Annotated in this window: 19 protein-coding genes; 11 read left to right on the top strand and 8 right to left on the bottom strand. The window is 71.9% G+C overall.

The window, feature by feature from the left end; all coding sequences use genetic code 11:
• Nucleotides 1–11: 11 nt before the first annotated feature.
• Together OG885_RS06615 and OG885_RS06610 are read right to left on the bottom strand one after the other, a co-directional pair.
• Nucleotides 12–698 (bottom strand): ABC transporter ATP-binding protein, encoded by a 687-nt coding sequence (locus OG885_RS06615; protein WP_405727475.1) that lies wholly within the window; start codon nucleotides 696–698, stop codon nucleotides 12–14.
• A 5-nt stretch (nucleotides 699–703) separates the two neighbouring features.
• Nucleotides 704–1,075: a DUF4333 domain-containing protein gene (locus OG885_RS06610; RefSeq protein ID WP_405727472.1), complete on the bottom strand. Its 372-nt coding sequence runs from the start codon at nucleotides 1,073–1,075 to the stop codon at nucleotides 704–706.
• A 189-nt stretch (nucleotides 1,076–1,264) separates the two neighbouring features.
• On the opposite strand from OG885_RS06610, the gene OG885_RS06605 reads away from it, so the two are divergent.
• From OG885_RS06605 to OG885_RS06570, 8 genes are all read left to right on the top strand, one after another.
• Nucleotides 1,265–1,894 (top strand): helix-turn-helix domain-containing protein, encoded by a 630-nt coding sequence (locus tag OG885_RS06605; RefSeq protein ID WP_405727469.1) that lies wholly within the window; start codon nucleotides 1,265–1,267, stop codon nucleotides 1,892–1,894.
• 45 nt (nucleotides 1,895–1,939) lie between these two features.
• Nucleotides 1,940–3,277, top strand: coding sequence for a M24 family metallopeptidase (locus tag OG885_RS06600; protein ID WP_405727465.1), 1,338 nt, complete (start codon nucleotides 1,940–1,942; stop codon nucleotides 3,275–3,277).
• Nucleotides 3,264–4,241, top strand: coding sequence for a thiamine pyrophosphate-dependent dehydrogenase E1 component subunit alpha (locus tag OG885_RS06595; protein ID WP_405727462.1), 978 nt, complete (start codon nucleotides 3,264–3,266; stop codon nucleotides 4,239–4,241). Before OG885_RS06600 ends, OG885_RS06595 begins: the two co-directional genes overlap by 14 nt.
• Nucleotides 4,229–5,209, top strand: coding sequence for an alpha-ketoacid dehydrogenase subunit beta (locus OG885_RS06590; protein WP_405727459.1), 981 nt, complete (start codon nucleotides 4,229–4,231; stop codon nucleotides 5,207–5,209). Before OG885_RS06595 ends, OG885_RS06590 begins: the two co-directional genes overlap by 13 nt.
• Nucleotides 5,210–5,231: 22 nt before the next feature.
• A complete protein-coding gene (locus tag OG885_RS06585; RefSeq protein WP_405727456.1) occupies nucleotides 5,232–6,575 on the top strand; it encodes an amidohydrolase family protein in 1,344 nt (447 codons plus the stop codon).
• A 28-nt stretch (nucleotides 6,576–6,603) separates the two neighbouring features.
• On the top strand, nucleotides 6,604–7,473 hold the full coding sequence (locus tag OG885_RS06580; protein WP_405727453.1) for a cupin domain-containing protein: 870 nt from the start codon (nucleotides 6,604–6,606) through the stop codon (nucleotides 7,471–7,473).
• Complete coding sequence (locus OG885_RS06575; RefSeq protein ID WP_405727450.1) at nucleotides 7,470–8,159, top strand: SDR family oxidoreductase; 690 nt, start codon at nucleotides 7,470–7,472, stop codon at nucleotides 8,157–8,159. The genes OG885_RS06580 and OG885_RS06575 overlap by 4 nt, the downstream gene beginning before the upstream one ends.
• A gap of 100 nt (nucleotides 8,160–8,259) precedes the next feature.
• Entirely contained in the window at nucleotides 8,260–9,519 is a 1,260-nt protein-coding gene (locus OG885_RS06570; RefSeq protein ID WP_405727447.1) for an amidohydrolase, read from the top strand.
• 62 nt (nucleotides 9,520–9,581) lie between these two features.
• Here OG885_RS06570 and OG885_RS06565 read toward each other — a convergent pair whose 3' ends face one another.
• The 4 genes from OG885_RS06565 to OG885_RS06550 form a co-directional block, all read right to left on the bottom strand.
• Complete coding sequence (locus tag OG885_RS06565) at nucleotides 9,582–10,394, bottom strand: SAM-dependent methyltransferase (RefSeq protein ID WP_405727444.1); 813 nt, start codon at nucleotides 10,392–10,394, stop codon at nucleotides 9,582–9,584.
• A 123-nt stretch (nucleotides 10,395–10,517) separates the two neighbouring features.
• Nucleotides 10,518–10,850 carry a DUF3140 domain-containing protein gene (locus tag OG885_RS06560; protein ID WP_405727441.1) on the bottom strand — a complete coding sequence of 111 codons (333 nt, stop codon included), beginning with the start codon at nucleotides 10,848–10,850 and terminating at the stop codon, nucleotides 10,518–10,520.
• A gap of 79 nt (nucleotides 10,851–10,929) precedes the next feature.
• Nucleotides 10,930–11,409, bottom strand: a complete 480-nt coding sequence (locus tag OG885_RS06555; protein WP_399954093.1) for a Dps family protein — start codon at nucleotides 11,407–11,409, stop codon at nucleotides 10,930–10,932.
• 203 nt (nucleotides 11,410–11,612) lie between these two features.
• Nucleotides 11,613–12,410 (bottom strand): alpha/beta hydrolase, encoded by a 798-nt coding sequence (locus tag OG885_RS06550; RefSeq protein ID WP_405727437.1) that lies wholly within the window; start codon nucleotides 12,408–12,410, stop codon nucleotides 11,613–11,615.
• A gap of 124 nt (nucleotides 12,411–12,534) precedes the next feature.
• Here OG885_RS06550 and OG885_RS06545 point away from each other — a divergent pair, with 124 nt between their 5' ends.
• Both OG885_RS06545 and OG885_RS06540 read left to right on the top strand, forming a co-directional pair.
• Nucleotides 12,535–13,722, top strand: a complete 1,188-nt coding sequence (locus OG885_RS06545; protein ID WP_405727434.1) for a thiolase family protein — start codon at nucleotides 12,535–12,537, stop codon at nucleotides 13,720–13,722.
• A 289-nt stretch (nucleotides 13,723–14,011) separates the two neighbouring features.
• A complete protein-coding gene (locus OG885_RS06540) occupies nucleotides 14,012–14,785 on the top strand; it encodes a sulfite exporter TauE/SafE family protein (protein WP_405727431.1) in 774 nt (257 codons plus the stop codon).
• Between the two features lie 3 nt (nucleotides 14,786–14,788).
• Here OG885_RS06540 and OG885_RS06535 read toward each other — a convergent pair whose 3' ends face one another.
• Complete coding sequence (locus OG885_RS06535) at nucleotides 14,789–15,577, bottom strand: TIGR01458 family HAD-type hydrolase (RefSeq protein WP_405727428.1); 789 nt, start codon at nucleotides 15,575–15,577, stop codon at nucleotides 14,789–14,791.
• A gap of 50 nt (nucleotides 15,578–15,627) precedes the next feature.
• Here OG885_RS06535 and OG885_RS06530 point away from each other — a divergent pair, with 50 nt between their 5' ends.
• Complete coding sequence (locus OG885_RS06530; protein WP_405727425.1) at nucleotides 15,628–16,374, top strand: cobalt-precorrin-6A reductase; 747 nt, start codon at nucleotides 15,628–15,630, stop codon at nucleotides 16,372–16,374.
• On the opposite strand, the gene OG885_RS06525 is transcribed toward OG885_RS06530, so the two are convergent.
• Complete coding sequence (locus tag OG885_RS06525) at nucleotides 16,361–16,777, bottom strand: hypothetical protein (RefSeq protein ID WP_405727422.1); 417 nt, start codon at nucleotides 16,775–16,777, stop codon at nucleotides 16,361–16,363. The two genes, OG885_RS06530 and OG885_RS06525, sit on opposite strands and share 14 nt — an antisense overlap.
• Between the last annotated feature and the right edge of the window lie 40 nt (nucleotides 16,778–16,817).

Here is a 16,817-nt window from a genome sequence, read left to right as displayed (position 1 = left end):
GTCGGGGCTCCTCAGGCGACCGTGAACTGGGTGTGGTGACTGATCCGGCCGTCGCGGACCTGGAGAACCCGGTCGCAGTGGGCGGCCACGTCGGCGTCATGGGTGACCATGACGAGCGCGGCGCCCTGCTCGCGGGTGACCGAGGTCAGCAGGCGGACGACGTCGGTGCTGGTCGTCCGGTCGAGGGCGCCGGTCGGTTCGTCGGCGAAGACGACGTCCGGCTCGACGGCGAGGGCCCGGGCGATCGCCACGCGTTGGGCCTGCCCGCCGGACAGCTGGCCCGGGCGGCGGTGTTCGAGGCCGTCCAGACCGAGCGGCGCGAACCAGCGCCGGGCCCGCTCCACCGCGCGCCGGCGGGGGACGCCCTCCAGCATCAGCGGCAGCGCCACGTTCTCCTCGGCGGGCAGCTCGGGCAGCAACTGGCCGAACTGGAACACGAACCCGAACCGCTTGCGGCGCAGGGCGCTGAGCCTCTCCTCGCTCAGCTTGTCGATGCCCTCCCCGCGCAGCAGCACCGTGCCGCTGTCGGGGCGCACGATCCCGGCCAGGGTGTGCAGCAGGGTCGACTTGCCGGACCCGGACGGGCCCATGATCGCCAGCGAGTCGCGTGCGCCGACCGAGACGTCCACGCCGTCGAGGGCGACGGTGGAGCCGTACTTCTTCACGAGGCCGAGACCGGCCAGAACGGTGTTCGTCATGTCGGTCAGCGCTCGAACTTCCAGGTGACCGAGGACGCGGTGGCCTTGACCACCGTGACGGGGATGTCCACAGCCGAGCCGTCACCCTTCTTGCCGGTGCAGGTGAGGGAGGCCCCGGCGACGGCCTTCAGACCGCTGGGGCAGGTGACGTCGTGGATCTTGTCGCCGACCCAGGGCAGCGGGTGGTACTTGCTCTGGGTGCGCCCCGCGACGATGGTGCTCTTGAGCGCCTTGTGGCCGTCGACGGTGGCGGTGCTGTACCGGTCGAGATCGCTCGTCGACTCGGTGCCGGAGATCAGATGGGTGCCGAGACCGCCGAGGGCGAGGGTGGCGGTCGCGCCGCCGACGACTCCGACCAGGAACTTGCTGCGCTGCATCGTGATCTCCTGCTGAGGGACCGACTGGGTGAGTGGCTCCACCCTCGCCCGCGGGCACCCGCGCGCACCTCGGCCGGATGGCCATGACCGGCGCGGCCCGCTCTCCTTCCTTCGGCCGATCTCTGGTGCGAGGGCCCGCGGCGGCTGTTCAATGACACTGCACATGACCGTCCGTGAGAGGAGCCGCCCGTGCCCCCTGCCGACGTGCCGCCCGTCGGCGCGCGGATCCGGCAGGCGCGCCAGGAGCGCGGTGTGAGCCTGCGCGCCCTGGCCCGCGAGGTCGGTGTCTCCGCGAGCCTGGTCTCCCAGATCGAGACCGGCAAGAGCCAGCCGTCGGTGAGCACGCTGTACGCCATCACGACCGCCCTGGGCATCTCCGTCGAGTCGCTCTTCGAGCAGCGGGAGTCTGTCGCCGCGACCGGCGATGCCGCCGCGGTGACGCACGCTCTGGCCGCGTTCGCCGCCGATCCCGCCCGTCGCATCGGACCGTTGGTCACGCCCGGGGAACGCGAGGTGCTGGAACTCGACTCGGGCGTCATGTGGGAGCGGCTCGGCCATGTCCCGGGCACGGAGGTGGACTTCCTGCTGGTCACCTACCGCCCGGGCGGCTCCTCCTCCACCTCGGGCGGCCTGATGCGCCACGCGGGCACCGAGTACGGCTATCTGATCTCCGGCGAGCTGGTCCTCACCCTCGGTTTCGAAACGTACACACTGCGTCCCGGCGGTGCGGTCTGCTTCGAGTCGACGACCCCGCACCGCTACTGCAACGATGGAGAGGAACCAGCCGTCGGGGTGTGGTTCGTGTTCAGTGACACTTGACACTCGCCGCGTGCAGTCGTTCACTCCGCAGTGGGGGTGGTCGCCATGGCGATCCGCACGTTCGGACCCAACGCCGTCGACTGGGAAGAGCGCATCGACCTCGACCGGCTGCGCGGGCAGCGGCTGGCCCGGCTCCACGAGAGTCTGAACCGCTCCTCGCTCGGCGCGGTCCTCAGCTTCGACTTCGCCAACATCCGCTACATGACCGCCACGCACATCGGCACCTGGGCGATGGACAAGCTGATCCGCTTCGCCCTGCTGGTGCGCGGCGGCGACCCGGTCATCTGGGACTTCGGCTCCGCGGCCCGCCACCACCAGCTGTACAACCCCTGGCTGGACTACGGCGACGGCAAGGAAGGCCCGCCCACCGGCGCCCGCGCCGGCATCTCCACCCTGCGCGGCGCCTTCCACCCCGACGCGGGGATCGCCGAGGACGTGGCCGCGAAGATCGCCGCCGAACTGCGTGAACACGGCCTCGCGGGCGAGCCGTTGGGCATCGACGTCGCCGAGATGCCGGTCCTGGCCGCGCTGCGCGCCGAGGGCATCGACGTCGTCGACGGCCAGCAGGTCTTCCTGGAGGCCCGCCGCACCAAGACCCGCGACGAGATCTCCCTGCTCACCCAGGCCTGCGCGATGGTCGACGCGGCCTACGAGGAGCTGTACGGCTATCTGCGGCCCGGCGTGCGCGAGAACGAGTGCGTCGGACTGGTCAGCAAGGTGCTGTACGACCTCGGCAGCGAGTACGTCGAAGGCGTCAACGCCATCTCCGGGGAACGCTGTTCACCCCACCCGCACGTCTACAGCGACCGCCTGATCCGCCCCGGCGACCCCGCCTTCTTCGACATCCTCCACAGCCACCTCGGCTACCGCACCTGCTACTACCGCACCTTCGCTGTCGGCAGCGCCTCCCGAGCCCAGCGCGACGCCTACGTCCGCTGCCGGGAGTACATGGACCAGGCCATCGCCCTCGTCCGGCCCGGCGCCACCACCGCCGACATCGTCCAAGTGTGGCCCCGCGCGGAGGAGTTCGGCTTCGCCGACGAGACGGCCGCCTTCGCCCTCCAGTACGGCCACGGGGTGGGCCTGTCCATCTGGGAGAAGCCCGTCTTCAGCCGGCTCGTCTCCCTCGACCACCCCGAAGTCCTCGAAGAGGGCATGGTGTTCGCCCTGGAGACCTACTGGCCCGCCGCCGACGGCTGGTCCGCGGCCCGCATCGAGGAGGAGCTGGTCGTCACCGCGGACGGCTGTGAGGTCATCACCAAGTTCCCGGCCGAGGAACTCCTCGTCGCGGGCCGCAAGTACTGGACGGTGGGCGGCGAGCTGAACACCCGCCGGGAGTCGCAGTCCCACCTCAACACGGGGACTTCCGATGGACACCGGTGAACTCCTGGCGATGTACGAGCGGATGGCCCTCATCCGCCGCACCGAGAAGGCCGCCCACGACCTGTTCCTCCAGGGCCTCGTCAAGGGCACCACCCACCTCGCCGCCGGCCATGAGGCGATCGCCGTCGGCGCGAGCGCCGCCCTGCGCGCCGACGACTACGTCTTCGCCACCTACCGCGGCCACCACCACGCCATGGCGCGCGGCGCCACCCCGGAGGAGTGCCTCGCCGAACTCATGAGCAAGGCAACGGGTTTGTGCGGAGCCAAGGGCGGCTCCATGCACCTCACCAAGGCGGCCACCGGCATGCTCGGCTCCTACGCCATCGTCGGCGCCCACCTCCCGATGGCGGCCGGTGCCGCGTGGTCGGCCCGGCTGCGCGGCACCGGTCAGATCGCGGTGGCCTTCTTCGGGGACGGTGCGACCAACATCGGTGCCTTCCACGAGGCGCTGAACCTGGCCGCCGTATGGAAGCTGCCGGTGCTGTTCGTCTGCGAGAACAACCTCTACATGGAATACACGCCGATCGCCGACGTCACCGCGGTGGCCCGCCCGGCGGCCGACCGGGCGCCCGCGTACGGCATCCCGGGCGAGAGCGTCGACGGCAACGACGTCGTGACCGTGCGGGAGAGCGTGGCCCGGCTCGCGGAACGGGCCCGGGCAGGAGACGGGCCCGCTCTGCTGGAGGCCGCCACCTACCGGCACTTCGGGCACAGCAGATCCGACCCGGCGACCTACCGCCCGGCCGAGGAGGTCGAACGCTGGCTGAAGCACGACCCGTTGGACCTCGCGCGCGGTCGGCTGACCGAGCTGGGCGTGTCCGAGGAGACACTCACCGCGGCCGACGAGCGCGCACAGGAGGTCGTACGGCAGGCGGTCGACGCGGCGCGGAACGCGCCCGCGCCGGATCCGCGCGAGGCGCTGACCGACGTGTGGGCGGACGGAGGTGCCGCATGGCGGACGTGATCACCTACCGGGCGGCCGTCGCCGAGGGCATCGCGCGGGAGATGCGCAGGGACCCGGCCGTGGTCTGTCTGGGCGAGGACATCGGTGCGGCGGGTGGGGTGTTCAAGACGACGGCCGGGCTGTTCGAGGAGTTCGGGCCGGAGCGGGTGTGGGACACGCCGATCTCCGAACAGGCCATCGTCGGCGCGGCGATGGGCGCCGCGATGACCGGGATGCGGCCCGTCGCGGAGATCATGTTCTCCGACTTCTTGGCCTGTTGTTGGGACTACCTCGCCAACGAGATACCCAAGGTGCGTTACATGACGGGCGGTCAGGTCACCGTGCCCCTCGTCGTGCGCACCGCCAACGGCGGCGGGCTCGGTTTCGGCGCCCAGCACTCGCAGGCCACCGAGAACTGGGCGCTGACCGTTCCGGGGCTGAAGATCGCCGCGCCCGCCACACCCGCCGACGTGATCGGCATGATGGCGGCGGCGATCCGCAGCGACGACCCGGTGGTGTTCTTCGAGCACAAGGGGCTGTTGGCGGCGAAGGGTTCGCCTCCGCCGCTGGACCATGTGGTCGAGCTGGGCCGGGCATCCGTCGTGCGCGAGGGCGCCGACGTGACCCTGGTGGCCCTCGCGGCGATGGTCCCGCTGGCCCTACGGGCCGCCGCGCTGCTCGCCGAGGAGGGCGTCGAGGCCGAGGTCGTCGACCTGCGCTGTCTGGTGCCGCTGGACATGAGCACCGTCCTCGCCTCGCTCGCCCGGACCTCGCGGCTCGTCACCGTCGAGGAGAACCCGTACCAGGGCGGCTGGGGCGCCACGCTCGTCTCGGTCGTCGCCGACGAGGGGTTCGGTCTGCTGGACGCGCCCGTGCGCCGGGTGGCGGGGGAGTGCGTGCCGCTGCCGTTCGCCGACGCGCTGGAGGAGCGGGTCGTCCCCACCGTCGACAAGGTCGTGGCGGCCGTCCGCGACCTCACCGCGTACTGAACACCCCGAAGGAGGCAGGGCGATGACCGTTCGGACACTCCTGCGCGCAGGTCAGGTGATCTCCATGGACCCCGACATCGGGGACCTGCCCCAGGGAGACGTCCTCATCGAGGACGGAAGGATCGCTGCCGTCGGGCCGGAGATCAGCGCGGACGCCGAAGTCCTCGACATGCGCGGGCACATCGTGATCCCCGGCTTCGTCGACACCCACCGGCACACCTGGGAGGCGTCCATCCGCGGGGTCGCCCCCGACGCCACCCTCGACGACTACTTCGTGGACATCCTCGACACCTTCGCCCCGCTCTACACCCCGCAGGACGTGTACGCGGCCAATCTCGCCGGCGCCCTGGAGTGCCTCAACGCCGGTATCACCACGCTCGTCGACTGGTCCCACATCAACAACACGCCCGCCCACCCCGACGCCGCGATCCAGGCCCTCACCGAGTCCGGCATCCGGGCGCAGTACGCGTACGGCAGCGCCAACACCTCGCTGGCCGACTACTGGTTCGAGAGCAAGATCGCGATACCGGGCGACGACGTACGCCGTGTCCGCACCGAGTACTTCCCCTCCGACACCGGCCTGCTCACCCTGGCCCTCGCCACCCGAGGCCCCGGTTTCTGTGTGAACGACGTCGTCACCGCCGAGTGGGCCCTTGCCCGCGAACTGGACATCCCCATCACCGTGCACGTCGCCATGGGCCGCCTCGCGGGCCGCTACGGCATGGTGAAGCAACTCCACGACCTGGGACTCCTCGGCCCGGACACCACCTACATCCACTGCTGCTACCTCAGCGAGGAGGAGTGGCGGATGGTCGCCGACAGCGGCGGTACGGTGTCCATCGCACCGCAGGTCGAGACACAGATGGGGCACGGCTGGCCGCCGGTGATGAAAGCGATCGAGCACGGACTGCGCCCCTCGCTCAGCATCGACGTCGTCACCACCGTCCCCGGCGACATGTTCACCCAGATCCGCGCGGCCTTCGCCGCCGAACGCGCCCGGCTCAACGCGGACTGCTGGCAGGCCAACATGCCTGTGCCGGAGACCATGTTGACGGCACGTCAGATGCTGGAGTTCGCCACGCTCAACGGCGCCCATGTGGCGGGCCTGGAGGACCGCACCGGCTCGCTGACCCCGGGCAAGCGCGCCGATGTCGTCGCCCTCGACGCCACCGCCCTGAACGTCGCGCCCGTGCACGACGCCGCTGCCGCCGTCACCCTGTCCGCCGACGTCTCCAACGTGGACACCGTCATCGTCGACGGCGTGATCCGCAAGCGGGACGGCAGGCTGACGGCCGACGTGGCCCGCGCCCGGCGCCTCGTCGAGGAGTCCCGCGACCGGCTCCTGGCGGCGAAGGCGGCGCGATGACCGCGCACCTCGCGGGGAAGGCGGCCCGATGACCGCGCACCTGGTCCGGCGTGCCGCCGACGTCCCGGCGCCGGAGTACGACGAACACGGCCACCGACGCCGGGAGTTGGTCGGTGAGGCGGACGGGAGCACGCACACCGGCTTCGGTGTCTGCGAGCTGCGGCCGGACGGCAGGGTCGGCGCCCACGTCCACTCGTACGAGGAGAGCTTCCACCTCCTCGACGGTGCCGTGATCCTCGACGTGCCCGAGGGGTCGTACCTCCTCGAAGAAGGCGACTACGGCCTGCTGCCGACAGGCGTCCCGCACGCCTGGCGGGGCGTCGGTGACACCGGCGCGCGGTGGGCGGACATGCTCGCGCCGGTGCCACGCGCCCGCTACGGGTACGACACCTGGCCCGTGCCCGACCTGCCCGTCCGCGACCCCGTCCGCATCGACGTCCGCGACCCGCGCACCCGCTCCTTCGGCCACTTCGAGCCCGCGCAGATGGACCCCGGCAAACAGTCCCAGGACCTGCTCGCGGTGTCGGCGAGCATGCGGACCGCGCTGCTCGTCTACAGCGGGATCACGGTCAAGATGATGGTCGACGCCGACCTGGGCGCGGTCGCCTCGACCATGTTCATGGTCCAGTACGCCGTCGACGGCGTCGCGGGCACGCACGACCACCCCTTCGAGGAGACGTACTTGATCCTCGAAGGGGTGGTGGAGGCGACCTTCGACGACGCCCGGTACCACCTCGGGCCGGGCGATCTCGCCTGGGCGGGCGCCGGTTGTGTGCACGGCTTCACCAACGCCGGTGCCGGGCAGGTGCGTTGGCTGGAGACCCAGGCGCCGCAGCCGCCGTCCCGGCACTCCTATCGCTTCACCCGGGACTGGGACCACCTGAAGGGCGTGCGATGAACCGTGTCGTGGTCGTCGGCGGCACCTCCGGCATCGGCCGGGAGTTCGCCCGGATGCGCGCCGGACGCGGCGACGAGGTGCTGATCACAGGGCGCGACGCCCACCGCACCGACACCGCCGCCGAGGAGATCGGCGCCCGCGGCCTCGCCCTGGACCTCTCCCACCCCCGCGGGATCGGCGCCGCGCTGGCCGGCGTGGGGCGCGTCGACCATCTGGTGCTGGCCGGCGTCTCCCGCGACGACAACCGGGTGGCCGACTACGACATCGACGCCGCCGTCCACCTCGTCACGCTCAAGCTCGTCGGCTATACCGAGACCGTCCACGCCCTGCGGACCGGCCTGCACGAGGACAGCGCGATCGTGCTCTTCGGCGGGCAGGCCAAGGAGCGGCCGTACCCGGGTGCGACGACCGTGGCGACCGTCAACGCGGGGGTGACCGGCCTGGTGCACACCCTCGCCGTGGAGTTGGCGCCCGTGCGTGTCAACGCGATCCATCCGGGGGTGGTCGGGGACAGCCCCTACTGGCGGGACAAGCCGGCGGAGGTGCTGGCGGGGCTGCGTTCGCGCACCCCGACCGGGCGGCTCGCGGCGGTGGCGGACGTGGTGGACGCCGTGGACTTCCTGCTGCGCAACCGGTCCGTCAACGCGGTGGGGCTGGCCGTGGACGGGGGATGGCTGCTGGGCTGAGGGGCACTCTGATCGGGCAGGGGCCGACACGGCCAGGTCCCGGCTGCCGAGGAGAAGCCGCTGGGGCCAGGTGCCGGCTTTCGAGGAGAGAGGGAGCGCCATGACCGATCCCGCCGCCGTCGCCCGGCTCACCGAGGAGCTGACCGCCGGGCTGAAGACCGGCGACCTGGAGGACTTCTACCGCGATCTGCACCGCCACCCGGAGCTGTCCTTCCAGGAGCACCGCACCGCCGCCCGCCTCGCGGCACGGCTGCGCGCGGCGGGCTACGCGGTGACCGAGGGAGTCGGCCGCACCGGTGTGGTCGGCGTGCTGGCCAACGGGGACGGGCCGGTGGTCTGGCTGCGCGGCGACATGGACGCGCTGCCGGTGCGGGAGGCCACCGGGCTGCCGTATGCCTCGACCGTCGAGGGTGTGATGCACGCGTGCGGGCACGACTGCCACGTCACCTGGCTCATGGGCGCAGCCGAAGCGCTCGCCGCAGGGCGCGCGGCCTGGTCCGGGACGGTCGTGGTCGTCGGCCAGCCAGCGGAGGAGGCCGGCGGGGGAGCGGGCGTGATGGCCGCGGACGGAGTGCACGAGCGCTTCCCGTTCCCGGACGTGGTCCTGGGCCAGCATGTCGTCCCCGGGCGCACCGGCTGCTACTCGCACACCCCGGGCCTGATCATGTCCGCCTCCGACGGCGTCGAGGTCGTCGTGACCGGCGTCGGCGGCCACGGTTCACGCCCCGAGTCGACGGTCGACCCCGTCGTGACCGCCGCGCACATCGTCACCCGCCTCCAGACCGTGGTCGCGCGGGAGGTCGCCGCGAAGGACTCCGCGGTGGTGACGGTGGGGCAGTTCCACGCCGGGACGAAGAGCAACATCATCCCCGCCGAGGCACGGCTCGCGCTGAACGTGCGCAGCCAGGACGACCGGGTGCGCGAGCGGATTCTCGGCGCGGTGCGGCGGATCGTGGAGGGCGAGTGCCTGGCGGCCGGCTGTCCGGTGCCGCCCGGGATCACCGTCGTCCCCGGCTATCCGAACACCGTCAACGACGCCGCCCTCGACCAGGAGATCGCGGCCGTGCACCGCGAACTCTTCGGCGCCGCCTCGGTGTTCGACTTCGGCCCGGAGATGGGCAGCGAGGACTTCTCCCTGCTCGCGCCCCCGGGGGTGCCGTACGACTACTGGTACGTGACGGCGACACCGGACGCCGTGTGGCAGGCGGCGCCGGGGGAGACGGACGAGGAGCGGTTCGGGAACGTGCCGGACAACCACAGCCCGCTCTTCGCCCCCGACCTGTCCGTCCTCGCCCCCGGCGTGCGGACGCTGGTGTCGGCCGCGCTGAGCCGGCTCACGGCCGAGCGGTCGGGCACCTGACGGTCTACCGCTTGAGGTCGAGCACCTGACGGCCTACGGCTTGAGGTCGAGCACCCGACGGCCTACGGCTTGAGGGCGACTCCGCCGTACAGGGACACCGGCCCGGGGCCGATGTCGGACTCGCCCTCCGCGAGTTCGGGGCGCCAGTCGCGCACGGAGACGATGCCGGGCTCCAGGAGGTCGAGTCCCGTGAAGAAGCGGCCCACTTCGGCCTGGTCGCGGGCGACGAGGGTGACGCCGGACGCCTTGTACGCGGCGATGCCCTCGTGCACCTGCTCCGGCTCGAAGTCGGCGGTCATGCAGGACAGCACCAGACAGCTGCCGGGGGCCAACGCGTCGACCAGGGTGCCGACGACGTCATGGGCGCCGTCCTCGTCGGCGATGAAGTGCATGAGGGCGATCAGCGAGAGGGCGACGGGCCGCTCGAAGTCGAGGATCTTGCCCGCCTGTCGGAGGATCTGCTCCGGGTCGCGCGCGTCGGCCTGCACATACTCCGTCACCCCCTCGTCCGTGCCGCGCAGCAGGGCACCGGCGTGCGCGAGGACGATCGGGTCGTTGTCGACGTAGACGACCCGGGCGTCCGGGGCGACCCGCTGGGCGAGCTGGTGCAGATTGGGCTCGGTGGGGATCCCGGTGCCGATGTCGAGGAACTGGCGGATCCCCGCCGAGCGCGCCACCTCACGTGTGGCCCGGTGCATGAACCAGCGGTTGGCCCGCGCGGCCCGCGGGGCGTCGCCGTTCAACGAGGCGATCCGGCGGCCGAGTTCCTCGTCGACCGGGTAGTTGTCCTTGCCGCCGAGATACCAGTCGTAGACCCGGGCCGGGTGGGGCTTGGTCGTGTCGATCCGGGGGGCGGCCGGCTCGGTCCCGGTCACATGTGACTCCTCTGCTCGCTCGGCAGGACTGCGAGCAGTGTTTCACGATCATCTGTGCGGGACGGAGTCGGTCCTCGGCCACTTGTTTCCGGTCAACAGGGCTGACGGGCAAGGGGGTTGCGGCTACGGCCGGAGCGGGTCATGCCCCAGCGTCATCAGCTGGTGCCGCCGCCGGGTCTCCTCGGCCTCGGGTTCGTTCTCCACGTCCGCCTGGGCGCCGACGGCGTCCACCACCTCGTACATCACCTCGATGTCGTCGTCGGTGAGGTCCGTACGCCGTTTCTGCAGGATCGCGAGGACATGCTGCCCGGTGGGGCTGCCGGCGTGCTCCGGCAGGGGCTCGGCGGCCTCGTCGGCGTCGCTGACCCGCAGCCAGGCGGCCAGTTCCTGCGAGGTCATGTTGACGGCACGGTGGAAGTCCTCCCACAGTGCGTCGAGTTCGAGGGCGTCCGTCATCGCGGGCCTCCTTCGCTTGCGTACGACTTGGCTTGCGTACGACTTGGCTTGCGTACGGCTTCGCTCGCGTACGACGCGGTCAGTCCCGAGGCCAGTTCTCGGCCTCGAACATCCAGCGCTGCTTCTCGAGTTCGGCGGTGATGCCGATCAGCAGATCCTGGGTGACCGGGTCGGCCTTGTCGGTGGCGTCGATGCGCTCGCGCAGCCGGACGATCGCCGACTCCAGCGTCTCGACCAGCAGCCGGACCACCTCGTCGTCGCGCAGCCAGCCCTCCTTCGTGCCGGGCAGCGCGTAGGCGGCGGCGATCGTCTCGGGCCGGCCGTCGGGCGGCAGACCGAGCGCCGCGGCGCGCTCCGCCACCGTGTCGGAGTACGTGCGGGCCGTCGCGACCACCTCGTCCAGCTGGAGGTGGATGGACCGGAACCGCGGGCCCACGATGTTCCAGTGCGCCTGCTTGCCGACCAGTGAGATCCCGAGCAGATCCACGAGCGTGCTCTGCAACGCCTCTCCGGCCACCTCGCGGGCCGCGTCGGGCAGGGTGCTCTTCACCACAGTCATACGGTGCTTCTCCTTCTGGCGTGGTTCGTGCCGGTACGGAGCAGCGCGCGGCGCGGGCCTCGGGTGCTCGCGGAAAAGCACAGCTCGGAGTCCTCTCCCGCGCGGGCCGCACACCGCGTCCGCTCCCTGCGGCGCGGGTGCCCAGGGTGTACCGGCGCAAACGTGGCGGTGATCCGGTGGGAGCGGGTGGTGCGGGGCGCGGATCAGCCGGGAAGCACGCTGTTCAGGAAGCGTGTCAGGTCCGCGAAGACCTCGGCCCGGTTCGTCTCGTTGAAGACCTCGTGCCGGGCGCCCGGATAGATCCGTTCGGTCAGCACGCCCCCGCTGAGCCGCTCCACCCCGGCCCGGCTGCCGGACAGCGGCACCAGCCGGTCGTCCTCGCCGTGCAGCCACAGCAGCGGCAGCCGCCCCACGTCACCCGCCTTGGCCACGGTCTCCAGGGTCCGTACGAACGACTCCACCGTCGGCCGCTTCATCGGCCCGTGCCACACCAGCGGATCCGCCGCGTACGCCGCCCCCACCGCCGGGTCCCGGGAGAGCGAGGCCGTACTGATGGGCGTGTCCGGGATCTCGTCGAGGGCGAGCAGCCGCCGGGGCAGATACCAGTCGCCGATGACCGGCCCCGACAGGACGAGCGCGGTCAGCTCGGTGCCGTACCGCTGGGCGAAGCGGGCCGCGATCAGGCCCCCCATGGAGTGGCCGATCAGGACCAGCGGTACACCCGGACGAGTGGTGCGGGCCAGGTCGGCCACCGCGTGCACCTCGGTGACCACGTCCTCGAAGTCCTCGACCAGCACCCGCTCGCCGGCGGACTTCCCGTGGCCCCGGTGATCGGGTCCGAAGACGGCCGCGCCGGCCGCCACCAGGACGTCGGCGAGCTCCTCGTACCGGCCGATGTGCTCTCCGTAGCCGTGCACCACCAGCGCGAGGCAGCGGGGCGCCGGGTGCGGCCACTCCCGTACGACGATTCCCGGAAGGGTGTGCTCGCGGGCCTCGGCCATGTCTCCTCCAGCTGCGTCGGTGAAGGTCCCGGGAGATCTTCCCAGGCGGTCGGCGGGCGGTCTATAGTCGAAAACTAGCAGTGCTAATTAATTGTTGAGTGCCGAACCTTCTGGGAGTCCCGCCGTGCGCCCCGTCCACTTCGCGGCAGCCCGCCGCACCCCCCTCGGCAAACTGCGCGGAGCCCTGTCCTCCGTTCGCCCCGACGATCTCGCCGCCCTCGTCATCCGCGGCCTCGTCGCCGACGTGCCCGCCCTCGACCCGGCGCGCATCGACGACGTCTACTGGGGCGCCGCCAACCAGGCAGGCGAGGACAACCGCAACGTCGCCCGCATGGCCGCGCTCCTCGCCGGACTGCCCGACTCCGTGCCGGGCGCCACGGTGAACCGGCTCTGCGCCTCCGGCCTCGAAGCCGTCACGACCGCCGCCCGCGCCATCGCCGCCGGCGAGGCCGACATCGTGCTCGCCGGCGGCTCCGAGTCGATGAGCCGCGCCCCCTTCGTACTGCCCCGCCCCGACGAGGCCCTCCCGCACCGCATCGAGACCGTCGACACCCGCCTCGGCTGGCGGCTGGTCAACCCGGCGATGCGGGAACTCCACGGCCTGCTCTCCATGGGCGAGACCGCCGAGGAGGTCGCCTCCCGCTACGGCGTCTCCCGCGACCGGCAGGACGCGTTCGCGCTGCGCAGCCACCAACTCGCCGCCCAGGCCCGCAAGAACGGCCACTTCGACGACGAACTCCTGCCCGTGGAACGCCCGGACGGCGTCGTCGTCGACGCCGACGAATGCATCCGCGAGGACACCTCCGTCGAGAAACTCGGCCGTCTCAAGCCGGTGTTCCGGCAGGACGGCACCGTCACCGCGGGCAACGCCTCGCCCATGAACGACGGCGCCGCAGGTCTGCTGCTGGTCAGCGAGGAGGCCCTGAACGACCTGGGCCTGGAGTCCCTCGGCCGCTACGTCGCCGGAGCCTCAGCGGGCGTCCACCCCGATGTCATGGGCATCGGGCCGGTCCCCGCCACGCAGAAGGTGCTGGCCCGCGCCGACTGGAGCGTCGGCGACCTCCAGGAGGCCGAGTTCAACGAGGCGTTCGCCGCCCAGGCGCTGGCGTGCGTGGACCGGCTGGGCATCGACCCCGAGCTGGTCAACCCGAGCGGCGGCGCGATCGCCCTCGGCCATCCGCTGGGCTGCTCCGGCGCCCGCATACTGACGACCCTGCTCCACCGGATGCGCCGCACGGGGGCGGAGCGCGGACTGGCGACGATGTGCGTGGGGGTGGGGCAGGGAAGCGCGGTGCTGGTGGAACGGCACTAGGGCCTGTCCGGCGGATCATGCCGCAGACGCGGGGTCTGGCACGCCGGCCTGCGGCGTTGTCGTCGGTTGCCGACGCTCCGCGTCGCCGCCCCCGACGCGCCAGCCCCCGCTCACCTTCGTCGATGAGGCGCCGCAGCTTTCCTGCGACCTGATCCGCCGGACAGGCCCTAGCCGACCGCGTTGCGAACCGGTCGCTCACAGTCCGGGGCCGGCACGGCCGCCTGGTAGGACCAGCCAGCGAGACGCCGCTTACGGTGGCCGGATAGGTGCGCATAGCATCGGTCTCCGCATGAACACGATGACGCTCTGGGACATCTCCGGCTGGGGGTTCGCCGCACTCGCCTTCGCGGCGCTGCTCGTCGGCTTCTCCAAGACCGCCGTGAGCGGGGCCAACACGGTCAGCCTCGCCGTTTTCGCGGCGGTCCTGCCGGCCCGCGCCTCCACCGGCGTGCTGCTGCCGATCCTGATCGCCGGGGACGTGCTCGCCGTCCTCACCTACCGCCGGCACGCCCACTGGCCCACCCTGTGGCGGCTGTTTCCGGCCGTCGCGGCGGGCGTGGTGGTCGGCACACTGTTCCTGATGTGGGCGGACGACGCGATCGTCCGGACCTCGATCGGCGCGATCCTGCTGCTGATGGCGGCCGTGACGATCTGGCGCCGCCGCACCGCCGACGCGGACGACGACCCGGACGGCGTCACCACCCGGGCGGGCCGCGTCAAGGCCCGCTCCTACGGCGTCCTCGGCGGCTTCACCACCATGGTCGCCAACGCGGGCGGCCCGGTCATGTCCCTGTACCTGTTGTCGGCGGGCTTCCGGAAGCTCGGCTTCCTGGGCACCTCCGCCTTCTTCTTCCTCATCGTCAACACGTCCAAGGTGCCCTTCAGCGTGGGGCTCGGGCTGATCGACGGGAACTCGCTGCTCCTCGACGCCGCACTCGTGGCCTTCGTCGTGCCCGGCGCGTTCCTCGGCAAATGGGCTGTGAACAGGATCAACCAGCGTCTCTTCGAACAACTCGTCATCGCCGCGACGATCGTCGGCGGCCTGCAACTGCTCCTGCGCTGACCCCTACCCCTGAGCGGCCCATGCCCGCAACAGCGCCGGCAGCTCGGCGAACGAGTCCACCACGTGGTCGGGCACCCCGCTCGCGTCCCGCAGTGTCTCCGGCAGGAACTTGCCCGTCCGCACCAGCACCCCGGTGACCCCGGCGGCCTGCGCCGCCAGCACGTCCGACTCGACGTCGTCACCGACCATCACCGCGTCGTCCGCACCCACCCCCAGCCGGCCGAGCGCGGCGGCGAAGAACGCCCGCGACGGCTTCCCCGTCACCACGGCCTCGGTATGGGCCGCCCGTTCCAGACCGGCCAGGAATGCCCCCGCGTCCAACTGCAACCCGTCCTCGGTACGCCAGTACAGGTTCCGGTGCATCGCCACCAGCCGCGCCCCGCGCTGGAGATGCCCGAACGCCCGGTTGAGCTCCGCGTACCCGAACTCCTCTCCGGCACCACCCAGAATCACGACGTCCGGATCGTCGTCGACCAGGCTGACGCCCGCCAGATCCTCCCTCACCTCCCCGCTGTTGAGCAGCGCACACCGCGCCCGCGGAAAGTGCTCGGCGAGATAGGCGGCCGTCACCGCCGGCGCCGTCAGGATGTCCTCCGCGTCCACCGGGAACCCGGCCCCCGCGAGCGTCCCGGCGATCGACGCCCGGGTCCGCGAGGTCGTGTTGGTCACCAGCGCGACACCCAGCCCGGCCGCGCGGATCTCCCGCAGGGCCTCGACCGCGCCGGGCAGCGGCTCCCAGGAGACGGTGAGCACACCGTCGATGTCGATGAGCACAGCACGCACAGACGTCATGCCCGGACCATAGCGACCGTGCGCCCAGCGGCCACCGTAGGCTCTGCCCCATGTCCCCCCACGTGCTCATCCTCGGCGGCACCACCGAGGCCAGGGAACTCGCCGCCGCGCTCACCGCGCTGCCCGGCGTCCGCGTCACCACCTCGCTCGCGGGCCGCGTGACCCGGCCGGGCGCGGTCACCGGGGACATACGCATCGGCGGCTTCGGCGGCGCGGACGGGCTCGCCGTCTGGCTGCGGGAACAGCGCGTGGACGCCCTCGTCGACGCCACGCACCCCTTCGCCGAGACGATCACCGCCCACGCGGCCCGGGCCGCCGCGACCACCGGCGTTCCGGCGGTGGTGCTGCGCCGCCCGGGCTGGCGGCCGGGCCCCCAGGACCGCTGGTACCCGGTCGGCTCCCTGTCCGAGGCCGCCGGCCTGCTCCCCCTGCTCGGCCCCCGGGTGTTCCTCACCACAGGACGTCTGGGCCTGGCGGCCTTCGCGCATCTGACGGAACTTCACTTCGTCGTGCGCTCCGTGGAGTTGCCCGATCCGCCGATGCCCCCGCACACCGAAGTCCTGCTGGCCCGCGGCCCGTTCACCGTCGACGACGAGACCGCCCTCCTCTCCACCCACTGCATCGACGTCGTGGTGACCAAGGACAGCGGGGGAGAGGCGACGGCCGCCAAACTCACGGCCGCCCGCCGACTCGCGCTCCCGGTCGTCGTCGTACGGCGTCCCGCGCTGCCCTCGGACGTGACGGCCGTGCCCGATGTGCCCGCGGTCCTGGAGCGGCTCGGCCTCAGCCCGCGATGACCGAGGCCCGCATCCGGTCGATCGCGCGCAGCACGTCGGTGCGGTTCTTGGCGCTCTTGATCCAGGCGGGCAGCCGGCCGACGCAGGTCATCTTGCGGCCGTGCTCGTACCAGGGATCCCGCTCCCGCAGGTCCGCCGCCACGAACCGGCGGATCAGGTCGAGGTGTTCGAGGTTGTACGCCCAGATCTCGCCGTGCCTGGTGTCGGACCGCAGCCACAGCGGCGGCCGGCAGCAGCAATTGCCGGCCCGGCACAGTCCGCAGGACCGGCAGACCAGCCGTGCCTCGAGGCGGGCGTGCCGCTCGCAGTGGGCGACCCGGTCGCAGCGCGGACAGCGGACCAGCGCCGCGTCGGCGAAGTCGTAGTAGGTCAGGCCGGGATCATGGAAGCGGACGGGAGACATGCCGCGAGTATGCCGACCGGCTGGGCAGCCCAGCACGTGG

Origin of the sequence: Streptomyces sp. NBC_00028 (assembly GCF_045041065.1) — a bacterium.
In the GTDB taxonomy this organism is placed as follows: Bacteria; Actinomycetota; Actinomycetes; order Streptomycetales; family Streptomycetaceae; genus Streptomyces.
The sequence above is the reverse complement of the archived record's forward strand: the minus strand, read 5'-3'. Positions and strand labels throughout refer to the sequence as shown.

Excerpts from the sequence above, each read along its gene's own strand:
- OG885_RS06615 (WP_405727475.1), bottom strand. The coding sequence starts at position 698 with ATGACGAACACCGTTCTGGCCGGTCTCGGCCTCGTGAAGAAGTACGGC.
- OG885_RS06610 (WP_405727472.1), bottom strand. The coding sequence starts at position 1,075 with ATGCAGCGCAGCAAGTTCCTGGTCGGAGTCGTCGGCGGCGCGACCGCC.
- OG885_RS06600 (WP_405727465.1), top strand. The coding sequence starts at position 1,940 with ATGGCGATCCGCACGTTCGGACCCAACGCCGTCGACTGGGAAGAGCGC.
- OG885_RS06595 (WP_405727462.1), top strand. The coding sequence starts at position 3,264 with ATGGACACCGGTGAACTCCTGGCGATGTACGAGCGGATGGCCCTCATC.
- OG885_RS06590 (WP_405727459.1), top strand. The coding sequence starts at position 4,229 with ATGGCGGACGTGATCACCTACCGGGCGGCCGTCGCCGAGGGCATCGCG.
- OG885_RS06585 (WP_405727456.1), top strand. The coding sequence starts at position 5,232 with ATGACCGTTCGGACACTCCTGCGCGCAGGTCAGGTGATCTCCATGGAC.
- OG885_RS06580 (WP_405727453.1), top strand. The coding sequence starts at position 6,604 with ATGACCGCGCACCTGGTCCGGCGTGCCGCCGACGTCCCGGCGCCGGAG.
- OG885_RS06575 (WP_405727450.1), top strand. The coding sequence starts at position 7,470 with ATGAACCGTGTCGTGGTCGTCGGCGGCACCTCCGGCATCGGCCGGGAG.
- OG885_RS06570 (WP_405727447.1), top strand. The coding sequence starts at position 8,260 with ATGACCGATCCCGCCGCCGTCGCCCGGCTCACCGAGGAGCTGACCGCC.
- OG885_RS06560 (WP_405727441.1), bottom strand. The coding sequence starts at position 10,850 with ATGACGGACGCCCTCGAACTCGACGCACTGTGGGAGGACTTCCACCGT.
- OG885_RS06555 (WP_399954093.1), bottom strand. The coding sequence starts at position 11,409 with ATGACTGTGGTGAAGAGCACCCTGCCCGACGCGGCCCGCGAGGTGGCC.
- OG885_RS06550 (WP_405727437.1), bottom strand. The coding sequence starts at position 12,410 with ATGGCCGAGGCCCGCGAGCACACCCTTCCGGGAATCGTCGTACGGGAG.
- OG885_RS06540 (WP_405727431.1), top strand. The coding sequence starts at position 14,012 with ATGAACACGATGACGCTCTGGGACATCTCCGGCTGGGGGTTCGCCGCA.
- OG885_RS06535 (WP_405727428.1), bottom strand. The coding sequence starts at position 15,577 with ATGACGTCTGTGCGTGCTGTGCTCATCGACATCGACGGTGTGCTCACC.
- OG885_RS06530 (WP_405727425.1), top strand. The coding sequence starts at position 15,628 with ATGTCCCCCCACGTGCTCATCCTCGGCGGCACCACCGAGGCCAGGGAA.
- OG885_RS06525 (WP_405727422.1), bottom strand. The coding sequence starts at position 16,777 with ATGTCTCCCGTCCGCTTCCATGATCCCGGCCTGACCTACTACGACTTC.